Source organism: Rothia sp. HMSC067H10, from assembly GCF_001810635.1.
Classification (GTDB): domain Bacteria; phylum Actinomycetota; class Actinomycetes; order Actinomycetales; family Micrococcaceae; genus Rothia; species Rothia dentocariosa.
Map to the genome: position 1 here is coordinate 14,051 of NZ_KV802279.1, position 16,153 is coordinate 30,203.

Below are 16,153 nucleotides of genomic sequence, written 5' to 3' on the forward strand. Positions count from 1 at the left end.
CCGTAGCTGCCGCCGCTTACCGCGAACATGAAGGTATCCATGAGCATAGGGAGCGTAGACTGAAAGGGTACTTTTTCTCGTTCTGAAAGGAGCCATCATGTCTATCCCGTTCTCGGTTCTTGATCTTATGCCCACGCGCCCCGATGATTCTCACGCGCAGACCATGCGCAAGACGGTTCAGGCGGCGCAGGCGGCTGAGCGTTTTGGGTTCAACCGTTTCTGGGTTGCCGAGCATCATAACGCGGGTTCGCTGCTGTCTTCGGCGACGGTCGTGGTGATGGCAGAGCTCGCTGCCGCAACCGAGCGCATCCGGGTGGGTTCGGGCGGCATTATGCTCCCCAACCACGCCCCCTATGTAGTGGCAGAACAGTTTGGCACCTTAGAGGCGTTCCATCCCGGGCGCATTGATCTGGGTTTGGGCCGCGCACCCGGTACCGACCCTATGACCGCGCAGGCGCTTCGTCGCGATAATTCTGCAGCTATGAATTTCCCCGCCGAGGTAGAAGAGATTCAGCGGTATCTGGGTGAGCCCTCCCCCATGCGCCGCGTGCACGCTATCCCCGGGCAAGGGTCCAATGTGCCGCTCTATATTCTGGGGTCATCAACTTTCGGGGCTTCTTTGGCGGCTAAGCTGGGTCTGCCGTTCTCGTTTGCTTCACACTTCGCCCCGGCTGCCCTGCAGGATGCGCTCAATGTCTACCGCAATAACTTCACCCCGTCTCAAACCCTGGATAAACCCTACGTTATTGTGGGCGCAGGGTCGCTGGTTGCCGAAACGGATGAGCAGGCGCAGCATCTTTTCACGACTGCGCAACAGCACGCCCTAGGGATTATTCGCGGGCGTCCGCAGTTTTCTCCGCCAGTCGACGATATGGAAAAGCTGTGGAGTCCTGCCGAGAAACGGCATATCTCCTCAATGCTTCAGGAGGCGGTGGTCGGTTCCCCGCAAACGGTTCAGAGCAAGCTCGAAGATTTGGTTGCCCGCACCGGTGCAGACGAAGTGATTATCACGAGCACGCCGTGGGAGTTTGAAGACCGCATTCGAAGCTACGAATTGCTTTCGGAGCTGCCGATTTTCCAGAAAACCAATTAGACTAACGAGGATTTATCTCACCTCTTCTGAGCGATTTACCACATACTTCTGGCATGTCTTGGCATAAGGTTTATGAGGCTTTACCCTAGATATATAAAATAACTTTTATATATTATTGGTAAGCCCCTTCCCCACACCAAGACATGCCAGAACAACAAAAGGTACGCTCATGAGCTCGGAAGACCAGTATTCTTCTGCCCGCACCCGTTCCCAGAACCCAGACCTGCGTCCGCGAATTGCACTCGCCTTTGGGCTTGCTGCAGCGATTGTCGTAATCCAGTTCGTCGGATCTCTTATGACGGGCAGTCTCGCCCTTCTTACCGATACGGCGCACGCGCTCACCGATGCCTCCGGACTGCTAGTCGCTTTGATAGCGGCGACTCTCGCGCTGAAGCCCGCAACGGCACAACGAACCTGGGGATTCCGACGCATCGAAGTTCTTGCAGCACTCGCCCAAGCCACCTTACTGATGGCGGTCGGTCTTTATGCGGCCTTTGAAGGGATTCATCGTCTCTTCGAGCCTCCAGAGGTACCGGCTTCCGAACTTTTGCTCTTCGGCGTCATTGGTTTGGCGGCAAATATTGCCGGAATCATGGTGCTTTCTGGGCGCCGTGATGCGAACTTTAATATGCGCGCTGCGTTCCTTGAAGTCCTCAACGATGCACTTGGTTCCGTGGGCGTCATCGTCTCTTCACTCGTTATAGTCTTCACCGGCTTCATGCAGGCCGATGCCATTGCGGGCTTATTCATTGCGGCGCTAATTGTTCCTCGCGCGGCAAAGCTCATGCGTGAGACCACCGGTGTACTGATGGAGTTCTCTCCCCAAGGGCTGGATCTTGAAGAAGTGCGTCGCCATATATTGACCGTGCCGGGTGTACATGAGGTTCACGATATACATGCCTCAACCATAGCAACGGGTCTGCCCGTACTGACCGCTCATATCGTTATCGCCGATAAATGCTTCACGAATGGTGAGGCCCTGGAAATCTTGCGGCAAGCCCGAACCTGCGTATCCGAGCATTTCGAGGTATCTATTAGCCACTCGACCTTCCAGCTTGAGAATGCGCTTTTCGGGCAGACAGAACCCGAAGAGACCCAACACCCTTAGATACGTGTGACCCATTTAGCCACCCGAAAGGCACAAACAAAAAAGCCTGCCTCATACGAGACAGGCTTAGCTGAGCCCCGACCGGGAATCGATCCCGGGACCTCCATCTTACCAAGATGGCGCTCTACCACTGAGCTATCGGGGCGTAGCGGTGGACGGGCTCGATCCGTCGACCTCACGATTATGAGTCGTGCGCTCTAACCAGCTGAGCTACACCGCCAGAACATCAACCTTGCAGGCCAATGCGAGAGCCCCGACCGGGAATCGATCCCGGGACCTCCATCTTACCAAGATGGCGCTCTACCACTGAGCTATCGGGGCAACAGATAAAAGTTTACAGTATCCTAAACCACCCGCGCAAATAAGGGTTAGGTGTTCTGTGACACTTTGTTTTAGCCCTAAAAATAGGCGTTTTTACACCGTTTATTCGCGGATGCGCCCACCGGTTTTTCCGTCCACAATACCGGCGGGCGCATCCCGCTTTTATGAAATAACGAAACGCCTTATTTTACGGCTAACTTTCACAGACTAGTAGCGTTTACCGTGTGACTTTCCGCGGCGATCATCCCGACCACCACGGTGATCATCGCGACGGGACCGGAACCCGCCATCGCGGCGATCGTTGCGGCGGAAACTGCGGCCACCGCCTCCCTGAGGCCCCCGATCCTTACGGATGTTGATGAACTCACCGGCAATCTTGGTATCACGCAGACGATCGAAGAAACCCTTGGGCAGGTCTTCGGGAAGACCCACGATCGTGAAGTGCTGGCGAATATCGATCGAGCCGATCTGTGAGCCCTTAATACCGCCCTCGTTTGCAAGCGCGCCCACAATGGCAGAGGCTTTAACCCGAGAGGCGCGGCCCACGTTGAGTTTGTAGTTCACCATGCCTTCGTCGCTGTGGTTTCGCCCCTTCTTGGGCCCGCGTTTGCCGCGGTCCTTGGTGTCGTCGGCGAAAGCGCGGGATTTACGGGCAATATCGTCGTTTTCATCGAGGAAGAAGGCGCGACCTTGCTGTGCAATGACGGCGAGCGCGGCGGCAATGTCTTCTGCCGTGGTGTCGTGCTCGTTTTCATAGTCTTCGATGATCTTGCGGAAGAAGTTTAGGTCTTCCGTTTCGATCGTTTCGGTGATCTGCTCGGCGAAGCGCTGTTTACGGCTGCTGTTCACGTCTTGCGCGGTGGGCATATGCATTGGCTCAACCTTTTGACGGGTTGCCTTTTCGATCTGCCGCAGCATGTATTTTTCGCGCGGAGTTACGAAGAGTATCGCTTCGCCGTCGCGTCCGGCTCGACCGGTACGCCCGATGCGGTGCACATAGGATTCGGTGTCGTGCGGAATATCGTAGTTCACCACGAGGGAGATGCGTTCAACATCCAGTCCGCGGGCGGCTACGTCGGTTGCTACGAGAATGTCGATGCGTCCGTCGCGCAGCGCATCCACGGTGCGTTCGCGCAGCTGTTGGGGAATGTCGCCGTTAATAGCTGCCGCTTGGAAACCGCGTGCTTTGAGTTTATCGGCTACTTCTTCGGTTTCTTTTTTGGTGCGCACGAAGACGATAATGCCGTCGTAGTTTTCGACTTCGAGCACGCGGGTCATGGCGTCAAGTTTGTGGGAGTGCATGACCTGCATGTAGCGCTGGCGGATGTTCGCCCCGGTGGTGGTCTTGGTTTTGACGCGCACCTCGGTGGGGTCGTTGAGGTATTGCTGAGCGATTTTGCGGATCGAGTTGGGCATGGTGGCTGAGAAGAGTGCCACCTGTTTGGCGTCCGGGGTACCTTCGAGAATGGTTTCTACGTCTTCGGCGAAGCCCATGCGCAGCATTTCGTCGGCCTCATCCAGTACCAGGTATTGCAGGTTTGAGAGGTCGAGCGAGCCCTTTTCGAGGTGGTCGATCACACGCCCGGGGGTGCCGACGACTACCTGTGCGCCGCGGCGCAGTCCGGCAAGCTGGGGTCCGTAGGGTGAGCCGCCGTAGATGGGAAGCACAGTGAAGTCTTCCATGTGGGTTGCGTAGGAGGAGAAGGCCTCGGCAACCTGCAGGGCGAGCTCACGGGTGGGGGCAAGTACAAGCACCTGGGTGTCTCGGGAAACGCCGTTGATATCGGCAAGTTCTGCCATGCGGGAGAGCGCGGGCAGCGCGAAGGCTGCGGTTTTGCCGGTACCGGTCTGCGCCAGACCCACCACGTCCTTGCCGTCCAGCAGCAGCGGGATGGTCTGTTCCTGGATGGGGGAAGGTTTCTCGTAGCCGACTTCTTCGAGTGCGGAGAGCACTCGGGGGTCTAGCCCCAGGTCGGTGAATCGGGTGCCTTCTTCTTCGGGGCTTTCGTGAGTATTGTCTTCAGTATTCTTCTTAGTGGCCGCGTTGTCTTCTCTAGGCTCTGCTGTCATGCTTTCTGCAGCGTCTGCTTTTTCGTTCGCGAGTTTTTCACCGGTTTCTAGGGAAGATTCTTCAACGGTTTTTTCTACAGATAAGGTCTCTTCGGTATTGCCGAGCGTAGCGCCTTGTTCAGCGTTTTCGGCAGGAATATTTTCAGTCACTTTTTCCTCATTTTGCTGGGGTGTTCGGGCGCACGCTTTTCGGCGCCGTTCGGATTCCCCTACACATTCCAGCCACATTCTGCGCGCCTTATTGTCAGGCGAGCAAGACAACACAACCCGGGCATCCGGTAAGGCGGAGGCACTCAGGGATAGGATTTCTCTACGCTGGGGGTTGGTCTTGAATTTCTCGGTGACACGCAAGTCTCGGCACATCTGGAATGAGGTGCGATGTGTATTGACGCCACGAGGCGGCATAGCATACTGAGTTCGGTGATTTTGAGTTCGGCGCCAAGAATGAGGTTAGTAACCGATTCGACCGGTTGGGGCGCACAAGACCTGTATCGGGGGTACCCGTATTTATAAGTGTACCCTACTTTGGTGCGGCAACGCGCCGGATGCGCGCAAACCCCGGTTTTTCGCCGCGGTTTCTAAGCAAAATAGCCCCTTCAGGTCATGGAAACATGGATGTGCAAGGCTATTTCCCCATACTACTGCGCGCTTGCGGAATGCAGCACGCAGGGCGGTGGGATGGGTACGCCTAAGATATTTTACGCACGACCTCAAGGGAACCGTAAGTACCCACCTGCGCATAGGGGTGCCCATAACGGTCAGCAGCATACTGTGCGGTGTTTTGGGGCGGGTTACCTCCCCACGCTGAGCCGCGCTTATCGATCACCACGTAGTCGGGTGCCGGTTCTCCCGCATGCCCAATCCAGTAGACGGTTCGCCCCGGAATCAGCTGGGTGAGGGTCGAGAGGTCTGCCGCAACGCTTACATCCTGCGGTACCGCCTCAACAGCCTGCATACGGCTCGTTTCGGAGGCCGTCAGCCGGTTGCTGGTGAACGAAGACTTGGTCAAATCGGCAAGCGGCTGGTCGGACGTGGGCGTAACGGTCGGAATCACCGAGACCAGCAGCGCAACCGCCGGGAAGAACCAGAGCGGAACACGGCGGACGGACTGGCGAAGATTCTCTACCCATCCGATGGGTTTATCCCCGGTTTCTGCCGGTTCATCCTCTGATTCTTCGTCTTCCGCAAGCGGCTTAGGATGCGCCAGCACCTTCCCGTACCGCAAGTTGAGGATAACCTCTAGAAGAGCGAGGAACGCCACGGGCATCAGCACGAGCGAGTAGTGCCAGGTGCTCAGCCAGTACGCCTCCGTATTTGAGAGCAAACGCCATAGGAGCGTGGGCAGAATGACGATAGCGAACGGGCTCGCAACCCAGATAATAGCGCCGCAGAAAAGCAGCAGCAGAATCGTCCAGACCTTCTGGTCATAGTTAAAGATGGTGATCGCAGAACCGAGCGGATCTGCGAAAGCGCCGTATACATCAACCTTATCGCCGTAATCGAACTGCCCGTTGGCGTTAAAGAGCGGAAGAATAAGCGCAACCGCTGCATAAGACCAGAAGAGACCCCAGAGTATCAGCATGGTTGATTCAGCGGCACCCCGCGTTTTCACCCAGGAATTAAAGGTGTTGCGGATGCGCTCACCCCGCGGCAGCGGTTTACCCTCAGGATTCTGGGGGAAGAGTTCGTCGAGCCCTTTGCGTATCCACCCAGTTCGGATGAATGCGACAATACCGATCATCGCGGCAGTAACGCCCATATCTTCTTTGACGAAGGCAAGCGGTGCCGCCCACAGGCAGGCGCGAATAATATAGCGGGAGCGTTCATCAGCGTTGATGCGACCGGCAAGCACCAGGTTACCCAGCGCCCCACACAAGAACGGCAGAGCGAAGGCAACCTCATGGAACTGCGCAGCCACCGCCTGCTGCACACCGTAGCTGAGGGCGAAGGCAGCACCCAGAAGAACACCCACGAAAGTTCCCACAGGTTCGGGTTTGGTATTTGAGGAGAAGGCACACGCCCGCTGCGTAAACCGCACCATCATATAGACGCTGGCAGCAATCATAAAATTCTGAACCACCAAGAGCATCAGCGGCGAAGGGAAAACCGCATATACAGGCCCTAAGAGCACCAGAATAGGATGAAAATGATCGCCCCACAGGTTAAAATCGGTTCCTTTAATCTGCACAATTGGCATGTCAAAATGCGAATATGCCTGCGCCATCTGCGTGAAAATCGCAAGATCCCATGAAGGGGTAATCCAGTGCTTAAGCTGCTGAACGGAGTAATAGCAATAGAGAGCAAAAACCGCTAGGGCAAGCATAATCGCCACCAGTACTCTGCCCGCGGTCACCGAACGATGTGCCCCGGTATGTTGTGATGCAGAAGTTTTCGCCGATTTCTCGGTAGGTTCCGAGTCGGGTGCACTCACCTCAGCCGCCATGCGTTTTCCTCGTGTTTGTTGTGTTTGGTGCCCGGTGGCAAGCACACACGTTCTTAAGTCACGCTACGTCGCCGGTGCGCCCGCTCACCTGTGAAATATATAGTTACTACTCAGGGTATCCTATTATTAAACGTTATCCCGAGATCTGCGCCTTCTTTACGCAGTTAACTCAAGATATATCTCACGCGTATATTTTCTAGCCGACACACTAAGGATGCTGTGCCCACCGAATCCGTACCTGATGACGCATACCGCATCGAGCTTTCCCGTTTACCGATGCGCACCTCAGCACTGACGGCGCGCATCACGGTAGGGGTACAGGCTCTTATTTACCCACACGTTCCGGTGCATGTAGGGCAGACACTCGGTCGTTTACAGCGCGGCCCGACCGATCCGACTTTTTGCCGTCTGCGCGCCCCGCGTTCTGAGCGCTCACACGCGGCGGACGATACCCTGTGGACCGGGGCGCACACGCCGTCCCTGCAGCTGCCCGCGACCCTGTACTTTACCCGTCGTTTCGAGGGCGCAACCTCTGCGCTGAATGCTCCGGTTCAGGTTTGCCTGTGGGCGGAGTCCTCCCCCGCTACACCCGACGATGCATTCCCTACCGAACAGGTCTACAGCGAGCTTGAAGACTTTGCCTCCCTTATGCCCGCGTGGCTGGGCCTGCACGATCCCCGAGAAGAGTTTGCGAAGCTTCCCGCTTTTGAGCATCTGCCACTGAAAATTCGGCGTGCTTATCGTGATAATCCGGGGCTGCGGCTAAGCGCATCCGGACAGCTCACCCGGCATATGTTGGTAGCAATCTTAGAACAGCGGGTGACCCAGCCGGAGGCTTTTGACGCACTGCGCTGGATTGTCAGGCGATACGGCGAGTCCGCGCCCTTCAGCGGCAATCCGGCACAGCCTCCTTACCTGCGGATATACCCTACCGCTCAGGTTCTAGCCACAATTCCCTCATGGGATTGGCATCGTGCGCGAGTAGATTCCGCCCGATACAGCACGGTTTACCGTTTTACCCAACGTGCCGATGCGCTCAAACGCCTTGGGGCAACCGGTCGTATCGCGCACCTTGCGGCGGCTCTCGACGATATTCCGGGAGTTGGCCCCTGGTCGGTGGCGGAAACTCTTCAAGGTTTCTGCGGGCATCCAGATGCTGTCAGCGTGGGCGACTACCACTTAGCGCATACAGTGGGGTTTGCTTTTACAGGAGAACGCACCGACGATGCCGGAATGCTCCGTCTGCTTGCCCCTTACGCCGGTCACCGGCAGCGAGTTGTGCGCCTTATTCAGGAGGCGGGCATTCGCAAGCCCCGGTATGGTGCGCGTATCAGTATTCCGGATTACCGGGATTTTTAATATGCGTGTGGAGCCGGTACCGTAAAAAGTACCGACTCCACACGTATAAACTGCCCTTCACCGGGCGGGTTTATCACCTAACTATCTCTATGATGAAATGGCTAGTTCTGCTCTGCAGTTGCCATTTCTTCACGAACCTTATCCATATCGAGTTCGCGGATCGAAGTAATCACCTGCTCGAACTGGGACTCGTTGAGCGCGCCGGGCTGGGAGAAGACGAGAATACCGCCGCGGAAACCCATAATGGTGGGAATGGAGGTAATGCCTGCGGCCTGTGCCAGCTGACTCTGATCCTCGGTATCCACCTTGCCGAAGACGATATCGCTGTACTTCTCGGAGGCTGCCTCGTAGACGGGAGCGAACTGCTTGCAGGGACCGCACCAGTCTGCCCAGAAATCGAGGAATACGATATCGTTGCCCTCGACAGTCGAGGTAAGGTTCTGCTGGGTGATTTCAATAGTAGCCATGGAGATAACGCTACACCCTGCACGTACATTGCGCTAATTTTTCACTCACAGACTAACAAATAGTTTAAAGCGCGTCATAAACCCTGTCTTTTTGCCGTGAGCGGGCATTTTTAGCGGGTGCGCGAAGGTACCACATGCAAAGAACCCGGCTACCGAAGTAACCGGGTTCTTTTTAGGGTGGCAGATGAGGGATTCGAACCCCCGTAGGCTGTGCCAGCTGATTTACAGTCAGCCCCCTTTGGCCGCTCGGGTAATCTGCCGAACTAGCTAGGCTAGAAGTTCGCTCAAGCGAACAGAGACTACTGTACAGGTTTTTAATGAACTTGTGAAGCCAGAGCCTAGCTTTGTGACGAATACAACTTTTTGGGCTGTTTTTCGTTTTCGGAGGCTGTTTTTCAGGCGAGTTTACAGGTCGCCGTCCTGCTCCATCAGAAGCGTAATTTCCAAATGCTCAAGATAGCGTAGCGCCTGTTCAACTGTGCACATCTCACTTCGAATCTCACGAGCAAGATCGCGCCGCACTCCCTCGAAGCGGGCAACGAGTTTGGGATCTGTCAGCGTTGAGCCGATTCCCTCGAAGGCAGGAGGCTCAACAACATCCGAAGAGTCTTCGCTCTGAACCGCGTCCACCCGCTCTGCCTCAGGGATGTTCTCAGGTTCAGAACCAATCGAACTGTAGAGGTCAAGGAACAGCAGGGTTTCAGCATCGCGAGCTTCTTCGCGATTCACGCTGCCAGTCGTTGACGAGTATTGTGTAGCCATGTTTCCATTCTGGATGTTCAAGGTTAACAACAGCTGAGAAACGCATCAAAGAACCTGAAAATTATCTGTGAGCGCAACAGAAAACAGGTATTCTATGAGGGAAAGATAACGTCGTATTCCGCACAAACACAACGAAAGGACATAGGTTTATGGCAAGCGAATCTTCTTTCGATATTGTCTCAAAGGTTGATAAACAAGAGGTCTCCAACGCCCTACACCAGGCACAAAAAGAGGTTTCGCAGCGCTACGATTTCCGTGGTGTCGGTGCTGAACTCGACTTCTCGGGCGAGAAGATTCTCATTAAGGCAAACGCCCAAGAACGAGCTCTCGCAGTGCTCGACGTCTTCCAGTCAAAGCTCGTCAAACGTGGTATTTCGCTAAAGTCCCTGGATGCGGGTGATCCCTACGCTTCTGGCAAAGAGACCCGCATCGAATGCTCCATCAAGGAAGGCATCGCACAGGATCAGGCTAAGAAGATTTCCAAACTGATCCGCGATGAAGGGCCTAAGGGCGTGAAGGCTACGATTCAGGGCGATGAGCTGCGCGTATCCTCGAAGTCTCGTGACGATCTGCAGAGCGTGATTTCACTGCTTAAAGGCGCAGATCTTGACGTTGATCTGCAGTTCGTGAATTATCGCTAGACACCTCTGCTGTGCACGCGGCATCAGCGCACCAATAAGGCGGGGTGGTTACCAGTTTTGGTAACCACCCCGCCTTTCGCCTATAAGACAAACACGTATGCAGGTTTTATAGCTGACCGTTATCACGCGCCATCTGCTGCAGGCGGGCGATGCGTTTGTCCATCGGTGGGTGAGTAGACATGAAGTTCTTCAGGCCACCGAAGGGGTTCGCAATCATAGAGGCCGAGGTATTCACAACCTGCTGATTCTTGGGATCCATAGGGTAGAGCGAGACACCCTTCTCCAACTTATTCAGGGCGGAGGCAAGTGCAATCGGATCGCCCGTGAGTTTTGCACCATCTTCATCGGCATCGTATTCACGGGTGCGGCTGATAGCCATCTGGATAACCGCCGTAGCAATGGGAGCCAGAAGCGACATCAGGATTATGCTCAAGAAGTTTCCGCCGCCGCGCTCACGGTTCCCTCCCATCATGGAGCCGAAGCCAACAATCTGTGCCGCCGCCGTAATCAGAGTTGCAATACCGGCTGCCACCGAGCTTGTAAGAATATCGCGGTTGTAGACGTGCATAAGCTCGTGCCCAAGCACACCGCGCATTTCGCGTTCGTCAAGAAGCTGCAAAATGCCTTCGGTGCAGCAGACGGCGGCATTGCGCGGGTTACGTCCGGTCGCGAAGGCGTTTGGAGTCTGGGTGGGCGCCACATACAGGCGCGGCATAGGCTGACCGGCGCGCGAGGAAAGTTCCTCGACAATGTCATACAGAACCGGAACATCCTCGCGGGTAACGGCATAGGCGTTCATGGAACGTAGCGCGAGTTTATCGGAGTTCCAGTATGAATATGCAACGGTACCTAAGCTCACAAGGGCGAAGCCCCAGATAAAAATTGAGCTGCGGAAGTATGTTGAAAGACCGCCGCCGATAAGCATCAGCAGACCGACCATACCGCCCAGCAGAAAGGCGGTCTTAAGCCCGTTATAGTGTTTGTGCATTGCGTGTACCTTTAGAAATCGTGTTGCCGTGAACGTATTAGATTACAGCATACGGGGTATATACAAGGCAGACATCCAGATTCGCCACTAGCGTGTATTTCATATTCTCACACCCACAGGTTCCATGAATGCGAGCAAGGTCACATGAAGTCTCAGAGTATTCTGCTACCGGCCAGAAATTCGGGGTTTTAGCGACATAGTGTCATGGCGAAAGTACCCTGACCACGGTGTTTATTATGAATTTATCGTAATTATAATTGTGAAAAAGTCAGATTAACGGTAGAGTATTGTTCATGACCGAACCCCTAGATACGAACGCACACCCGGAACCCGAGCATCCTCTTCACGGATGCTCCCACACCGGCGTGCTACCGTTGGCAGCAGAATCCGCGACCGAGCTTCTCACGGAATCTTGGTCGCAAAACTTGCGCGCTAAGGGGCGCAGGGTCACTAAACAGCGGCTTGCTGTCCTGCGTGCAGTTCAGGCTCATCCCCATACTAATGCCGAAGAAATAGTTACAGCTGTACGGCAAGAGATTCCCACCATTACCGTGCAGTCGGTGTATGTGATCCTCACAGATCTGACGAATATCGACATGCTGCATAAGTTTGAGCCGCCGGGAACCCCGGGGCTCTACGAGACTCGCACGGGCGATAATCATCACCACGCATTCTGCATTCGCTGCGGAAAAGTTCAGGATGTAGACTGCGCTGTTGGCTCAGCACCCTGCCTAACTCCCAGCGACTTCCACGGCATGGCAATTATCAGCGCAGACGTACTGTATCGAGGCGTCTGCGCAGACTGTCAAACAGAGGCAGAAGCAGAACTGGCGAAGAGCCAGGTGCAAGCCGCAGCGAGCGTTCAGCACTAACGAACCACATTCCCACACCTTACTCCGGGCGTGAAACAGCGCCTTAGTGTTCGTTAGCTGCACCCTAAAACAGGAAGAATGCTCGTCGAAAACCACATAGCATCATCAAAAACACAGGAAGAAGCAAATATGTATCAGACCCCACAGAACCCCATTCATCCCGGTTCTTACACCACCACGAGCACTGGCACGCCGGTAGCTTCAGATGATCATTCGCTCACCGTGGGCGCCGATGGTCCCATCGTTCTGCACGATGCTTACACTGTTGAAAAGCTCGCTCAGTTCAACCGTGAGCGTGTACCCGAGCGTGTGGTGCACGCGAAGGGAACCGGCGCATACGGCTACTTTGAAACTACCGAAGACGTTTCGCAGTACACCCGTGCGGCGCTCTTTCAGCCGGGCGTTAAAACTGAGCTGCTGATTCGTTTCTCGACCGTGGCGGGCGAGTCCGGTTCCCCCGATACTTGGCGTGACCCCCGCGGTTTCGCGGTGAAATTTTACACCACCGAAGGTAACTACGACTTGGTAGGTAATAACACTCCTATCTTCTTCATTCGCGATGCCATCAAGTTCCCCGACTTTATCCACTCGCAGAAGCGTATGCCCGGTTCGGGTCTGCGCGATAACGACATGCAGTGGGATTTCTGGAGCCTCAATCCGGCATCAGCACATCAGGTCACCTGGCTGATGGGCGACCGCGGTTTGCCCCGAACCCTGCGCCATATGGATGGCTTCGGATCGCACACCTACCAGTGGATTAACTCCGAAGGTGAGCGCTTCTGGATTAAGTACCATTTCAAGACCGAGCAGGGCAACGATTTCCTCACCCAGGATGAAGCCAACGAGATGGCGGGCAAGGATGCTGACTTCCACCGCCGCGACCTGCGCGAGGCTATCGAGCGTGGAGACTACCCCACCTGGACGCTCTATGTGCAGATCATGCCCTACGAGGATGCGAAGACCTACCGCATTAACCCCTTTGATCTGACGAAGATTTGGCCGCACTCGGATTACCCGCTGATCAAGGTGGGTCGCATGGTGCTGGATCGCAACCCGCAGAACTTCTTCGCCGAAATCGAGCAGGCTGCCTTCTCCCCCTCGAACTTTGTGCCCGGTATCGCGGCTTCGCCCGATAAGATGCTGCTCGGTCGTATCTTCTCCTACCCGGATGCGCATCGCTACCGCATCGGCACCAACTTCGCGCAACTGCCCGTGAACGCACCCCATGCGGCGCCGGTGAACAACTATTCGCATGACGGCTCGATGCGCTACAACTTCAACGACCCCTCCGTTCCCACCTACGCGCCGAATAGTTTGGGCGGCCCGCATGCGGATGCGGAACGCGCTGGCGAAGGTAGCTGGGAGTCTGATGGCGAGTTGGTACGCACCGCCTACACCCTGCGCCCGGATGACGATGATTTCTCGCAGGCACGCACCCTCTACGAAGTAACCATGAACGACGAAGAACGCGAACGCCTGATCAGCAACATCTCTGGTCACGTAGGTGCTGTTCGTTCCGACGAGATTCGTGAACGCGCGTTCCAATACTGGGATAGCGTTCACCCTGAGCTCGGTTCTCGCGTTCGCGAGGCCGTGGCAGCCGCCGCATCTGGTTCATAAGATACGGCAGCGTCTGTTCTCCTGTAGATTCGAGAACATGACGCACAGCTGGCTGCTACTATGGGGCCGGTGACTTTCAGTGAGGTGGAGTCACCGACCCCGTATTTTTAACCGGTTATGTTGTGCTGACAAGTTTGAGGCGGTTGTACCTCAGTACAGGCGCAAGGTTGGCGAGGCATAGGATAACCCAGGCGCACCCTGCTGATACCGCCGCCACATCCCAGCCAAGTGCGCTGGTCACTTTGGTCTCAGCGGGGAATCGGCTTGATACAGAAAGACCGACGACGGCCATACCCCCTAGAGCCAGCAGAAACGAGCTGAGCGCATACATCAGAGATTCAAAAACCACGATACGCGCTATTACTGCTCGTGAAACACCGGTTAGCACCAGCAATGCAAAATCACGGCTTCGACTCAAGGAGCCCATAAAAATAATGGTCGCAGCTCCTATAGTCGCGGTGAGAAGCGCAGGAGATAGAATAACGCTCAGCCCACCCGAGTTGGTACCGGAACCGGAACTCATGCCCGTTGCTATCGTGTCATATACTGTGTAGAGAATTCCAGGCAATCCTACCGCTATCAGAACGGGGGTTAGAGTTGCTGCGCTCCTGCCGCCGCTATGTTGTATGAACCTACGGGCAATACTCCATGAAGCCGATAACCTCATGGGAATTATGGCGCTCCATACGCTGATAAACCCTGTCGAGAGGAGCGGAGCAAGTGCTGCCAGCAGTGAAATCAGGCAAAGCCCCAGGAGAATACCTAATCCTATTACACCTGAAATAACCACGCCTACACGCTCTTGGTGAGGATCAATACGGACAAACTGTATACCCACTGCTAATGCTATGGTGCATCCTGCCAAAACGAGAGTAAGGATCAAACGTCCACAGCTGAATTTTACGGCAGGTGTTTCTTCTGTTTCACGAAGTGCCCAAAGCGCTGGCATCAGGCTAGCCGCCCGTGCAGACCGCACTCCGCTGAAGAGTGTTACGACCAGCACGATAAGAGCGCTTATTACTATAGAATGCGCCAGATAAACAACCGGTACTGTCTGCTGAAGGGTTGTTTGATGAACCGTATAATCAAGCATTGGTTGAGCGCACACTATGCCCAGCCCGCAGCCAAAGACGACGCCTATGACTCCTACCGCTAGAAGCTGTACGAGCACTATCGTAAAGACCTGTCGAGGAAGTACACCGACCAATTGCAGCCGGGCATACTCTGCACGGGTTGCCGCAACAGCATAACGTGCTGTGGAGGCGAGCATTGCCACCGATGCCACGATGAGAAACGCTACTTCGCCATATGCCAACGAGAAAATTGCTCGGGCTTTCTCCGAGGGCATAGTACTGGCCGTTGCAAGGTGCAACCTAACCGCTGTAATTCCCGTCGCCCCTACAATCACCATGACAAGGGCACCTACCCACACGCGCCACGTGCGGCGCAGCTGTTTCACCGCAACCTTTACCATCATGATGCATCCGTTTCGTAGGTAGCCGCACGGTCGAGAGCCGCTAGAATTTCGGGAGTATGTGGGCTTTCTAATGTTTCGTGAAGAGTTCCGTCACGCATCACAAAAACGGTATCTGTGCGGGATGCTGCCTCCAAGTCGTGGGTTACCATCACGATAGTCCGATGTTCTTCATCGACGAGATGGCGCAGTATATCCAGAACCAGATTCCCAGTTTTAGTGTCGAGAGCGCCGGTGGGCTCGTCCGCAAAAATCAGTTCTGCACCGCTTGCTAAGGCACGGGCGATAGCCACGCGCTGAGCCTGACCACCTGAGAGACGGTTCGGCAAAGAGCGAGAAAAATCTAACATGTGCACTGCATGCAGCGCCTCACGAGCACGACGATGCGCGTGTCGTAGCCCGGCAAGCTGTGCTGGGAGCAGAACGTTCTCATAAGCCGTCAGCGCCGGAATCAGGTTATACGATTGAAAAACAAACCCAAGGTGATCGCGCCGGAATGCCACAAGTTTATTGCCGCGAAGAGAGCTAATATCTGTACCGGCTATAGTTACAGTACCGGAGGTCAGCGGCTCAAGACCCGCTAGACAGTTCAAGAGGGTAGATTTACCGGAGCCTGAAGGTCCTACAATTCCGGTAAAACTCCCCCGCTGAATCTGCAGGTCAATTCCCTTCAGCACTGATAGCTGCTCTCGCGAACCGGCGGAGGGGAACGACTTATATATTCCCGCTCCGGTAATTATCTCTTCTGATGTATGAGAAAAGGCCATTACGTATATCTCCTGCTCGGGTCGATGATGGGTATATCGTCATTCCCTGACTGCATGAGAACAGCTTTGCTACACATTATAGAAGCCGACCTGTATAATACAACCTTTCCAAACGCAAAAATCGCCCGGAAGAGATAACACCGTATGGGTGTTTCTTCCGGGCGATTT

The 16,153-nt window shown here is 55.1% G+C and carries 13 protein-coding genes and 4 tRNA genes; 6 read left to right on the forward strand and 11 right to left on the reverse strand.

The annotated features are described in order from the left end of the window. The first annotated feature begins 97 nt into the window (after nucleotides 1-97). Nucleotides 98-1,093, forward strand: coding sequence for an LLM class flavin-dependent oxidoreductase (locus HMPREF2756_RS00875; protein WP_048753197.1), 996 nt, complete (start codon nucleotides 98-100; stop codon nucleotides 1,091-1,093). Between the two features lie 169 nt (nucleotides 1,094-1,262). Continuing rightward, on the forward strand, nucleotides 1,263-2,201 hold the full coding sequence (locus tag HMPREF2756_RS00880; RefSeq protein WP_004005385.1) for a cation diffusion facilitator family transporter: 939 nt from the start codon (nucleotides 1,263-1,265) through the stop codon (nucleotides 2,199-2,201). 73 nt (nucleotides 2,202-2,274) lie between these two features. Here the strand turns inward: HMPREF2756_RS00880 and HMPREF2756_RS00885 are convergent. The 5 genes from HMPREF2756_RS00885 to HMPREF2756_RS00905 all read right to left on the reverse strand — a co-directional run bounded on the left by HMPREF2756_RS00885 (nucleotide 2,275) and on the right by HMPREF2756_RS00905 (nucleotide 7,035). Beyond that, nucleotides 2,275-2,346, reverse strand: a tRNA-Thr gene (locus HMPREF2756_RS00885). A gap of 1 nt (nucleotide 2,347) precedes the next feature. Beyond that, nucleotides 2,348-2,421, reverse strand: a tRNA-Met gene (locus HMPREF2756_RS00890). A 29-nt stretch (nucleotides 2,422-2,450) separates the two neighbouring features. After that, a tRNA-Thr gene (locus HMPREF2756_RS00895) sits at nucleotides 2,451-2,522 on the reverse strand. A 207-nt stretch (nucleotides 2,523-2,729) separates the two neighbouring features. Further along, nucleotides 2,730-4,742 (reverse strand): DEAD/DEAH box helicase, encoded by a 2,013-nt coding sequence (locus tag HMPREF2756_RS00900; RefSeq protein WP_371440696.1) that lies wholly within the window; start codon nucleotides 4,740-4,742, stop codon nucleotides 2,730-2,732. 538 nt (nucleotides 4,743-5,280) lie between these two features. Continuing rightward, a complete protein-coding gene (locus HMPREF2756_RS00905; protein WP_070617289.1) occupies nucleotides 5,281-7,035 on the reverse strand; it encodes a DUF2079 domain-containing protein in 1,755 nt (584 codons plus the stop codon). A 219-nt stretch (nucleotides 7,036-7,254) separates the two neighbouring features. Here HMPREF2756_RS00905 and HMPREF2756_RS00910 point away from each other — a divergent pair, with 219 nt between their 5' ends. Next, the gene (locus HMPREF2756_RS00910) at nucleotides 7,255-8,394 is read left to right on the forward strand and encodes a DNA-3-methyladenine glycosylase family protein (RefSeq protein WP_246825771.1); all 1,140 of its coding nucleotides are present in this window, start codon (nucleotides 7,255-7,257) and stop codon (nucleotides 8,392-8,394) included. A gap of 101 nt (nucleotides 8,395-8,495) precedes the next feature. On the opposite strand, the gene HMPREF2756_RS00915 is transcribed toward HMPREF2756_RS00910, so the two are convergent. The 3 genes from HMPREF2756_RS00915 to HMPREF2756_RS00925 all read right to left on the reverse strand — a co-directional run bounded on the left by HMPREF2756_RS00915 (nucleotide 8,496) and on the right by HMPREF2756_RS00925 (nucleotide 9,623). Further along, a complete protein-coding gene (locus tag HMPREF2756_RS00915) occupies nucleotides 8,496-8,861 on the reverse strand; it encodes a thioredoxin family protein (RefSeq protein ID WP_004005389.1) in 366 nt (121 codons plus the stop codon). A 178-nt stretch (nucleotides 8,862-9,039) separates the two neighbouring features. Continuing rightward, nucleotides 9,040-9,121 (reverse strand) — tRNA-Tyr (locus HMPREF2756_RS00920). 145 nt (nucleotides 9,122-9,266) lie between these two features. Further along, a complete protein-coding gene (locus HMPREF2756_RS00925) occupies nucleotides 9,267-9,623 on the reverse strand; it encodes a hypothetical protein (protein ID WP_004005392.1) in 357 nt (118 codons plus the stop codon). Nucleotides 9,624-9,772: 149 nt separating this feature from the next. On the opposite strand from HMPREF2756_RS00925, the gene HMPREF2756_RS00930 reads away from it, so the two are divergent. After that, nucleotides 9,773-10,264 carry a YajQ family cyclic di-GMP-binding protein gene (locus tag HMPREF2756_RS00930; RefSeq protein WP_070553935.1) on the forward strand — a complete coding sequence of 164 codons (492 nt, stop codon included), beginning with the start codon at nucleotides 9,773-9,775 and terminating at the stop codon, nucleotides 10,262-10,264. Nucleotides 10,265-10,370: 106 nt separating this feature from the next. On the opposite strand, the gene htpX is transcribed toward HMPREF2756_RS00930, so the two are convergent. Continuing rightward, on the reverse strand, nucleotides 10,371-11,252 hold the full coding sequence (htpX, locus tag HMPREF2756_RS00935) for a zinc metalloprotease HtpX (protein ID WP_070617291.1): 882 nt from the start codon (nucleotides 11,250-11,252) through the stop codon (nucleotides 10,371-10,373). Between the two features lie 293 nt (nucleotides 11,253-11,545). Between htpX and HMPREF2756_RS00940 the strand changes: the two genes are divergently transcribed. Then, on the forward strand, nucleotides 11,546-12,124 hold the full coding sequence (locus tag HMPREF2756_RS00940; protein WP_070617293.1) for a Fur family transcriptional regulator: 579 nt from the start codon (nucleotides 11,546-11,548) through the stop codon (nucleotides 12,122-12,124). A 129-nt stretch (nucleotides 12,125-12,253) separates the two neighbouring features. Continuing rightward, complete coding sequence (locus tag HMPREF2756_RS00945) at nucleotides 12,254-13,744, forward strand: catalase (protein ID WP_070617759.1); 1,491 nt, start codon at nucleotides 12,254-12,256, stop codon at nucleotides 13,742-13,744. Between the two features lie 115 nt (nucleotides 13,745-13,859). Here HMPREF2756_RS00945 and HMPREF2756_RS00950 read toward each other — a convergent pair whose 3' ends face one another. After that, the gene (locus tag HMPREF2756_RS00950; protein ID WP_070617296.1) at nucleotides 13,860-15,221 is read right to left on the reverse strand and encodes an FtsX-like permease family protein; all 1,362 of its coding nucleotides are present in this window, start codon (nucleotides 15,219-15,221) and stop codon (nucleotides 13,860-13,862) included. Beyond that, entirely contained in the window at nucleotides 15,218-15,985 is a 768-nt protein-coding gene (locus HMPREF2756_RS00955) for an ABC transporter ATP-binding protein (RefSeq protein WP_070617298.1), read from the reverse strand. The genes HMPREF2756_RS00950 and HMPREF2756_RS00955 overlap by 4 nt, the downstream gene beginning before the upstream one ends. Nucleotides 15,986-16,153 lie beyond the last annotated feature (168 nt).

Bases quoted from the DNA above. Each gene is read 5' to 3' on its own strand.
- HMPREF2756_RS00915 (WP_004005389.1), bottom strand. From the start codon at position 8,861: ATGGCTACTATTGAAATCACCCAGCAGAACCTTACCTCGACTGTCGAG.
- HMPREF2756_RS00930 (WP_070553935.1), top strand. From the start codon at position 9,773: ATGGCAAGCGAATCTTCTTTCGATATTGTCTCAAAGGTTGATAAACAA.
- HMPREF2756_RS00955 (WP_070617298.1), bottom strand. From the start codon at position 15,985: ATGGCCTTTTCTCATACATCAGAAGAGATAATTACCGGAGCGGGAATA.
- HMPREF2756_RS00880 (WP_004005385.1), top strand. From the start codon at position 1,263: ATGAGCTCGGAAGACCAGTATTCTTCTGCCCGCACCCGTTCCCAGAAC.
- HMPREF2756_RS00945 (WP_070617759.1), top strand. From the start codon at position 12,254: ATGTATCAGACCCCACAGAACCCCATTCATCCCGGTTCTTACACCACC.
- HMPREF2756_RS00950 (WP_070617296.1), bottom strand. From the start codon at position 15,221: ATGATGGTAAAGGTTGCGGTGAAACAGCTGCGCCGCACGTGGCGCGTG.
- HMPREF2756_RS00925 (WP_004005392.1), bottom strand. From the start codon at position 9,623: ATGGCTACACAATACTCGTCAACGACTGGCAGCGTGAATCGCGAAGAA.
- HMPREF2756_RS00940 (WP_070617293.1), top strand. From the start codon at position 11,546: ATGACCGAACCCCTAGATACGAACGCACACCCGGAACCCGAGCATCCT.
- htpX (WP_070617291.1), bottom strand. From the start codon at position 11,252: ATGCACAAACACTATAACGGGCTTAAGACCGCCTTTCTGCTGGGCGGT.
- HMPREF2756_RS00875 (WP_048753197.1), top strand. From the start codon at position 98: ATGTCTATCCCGTTCTCGGTTCTTGATCTTATGCCCACGCGCCCCGAT.
- HMPREF2756_RS00905 (WP_070617289.1), bottom strand. From the start codon at position 7,035: ATGGCGGCTGAGGTGAGTGCACCCGACTCGGAACCTACCGAGAAATCG.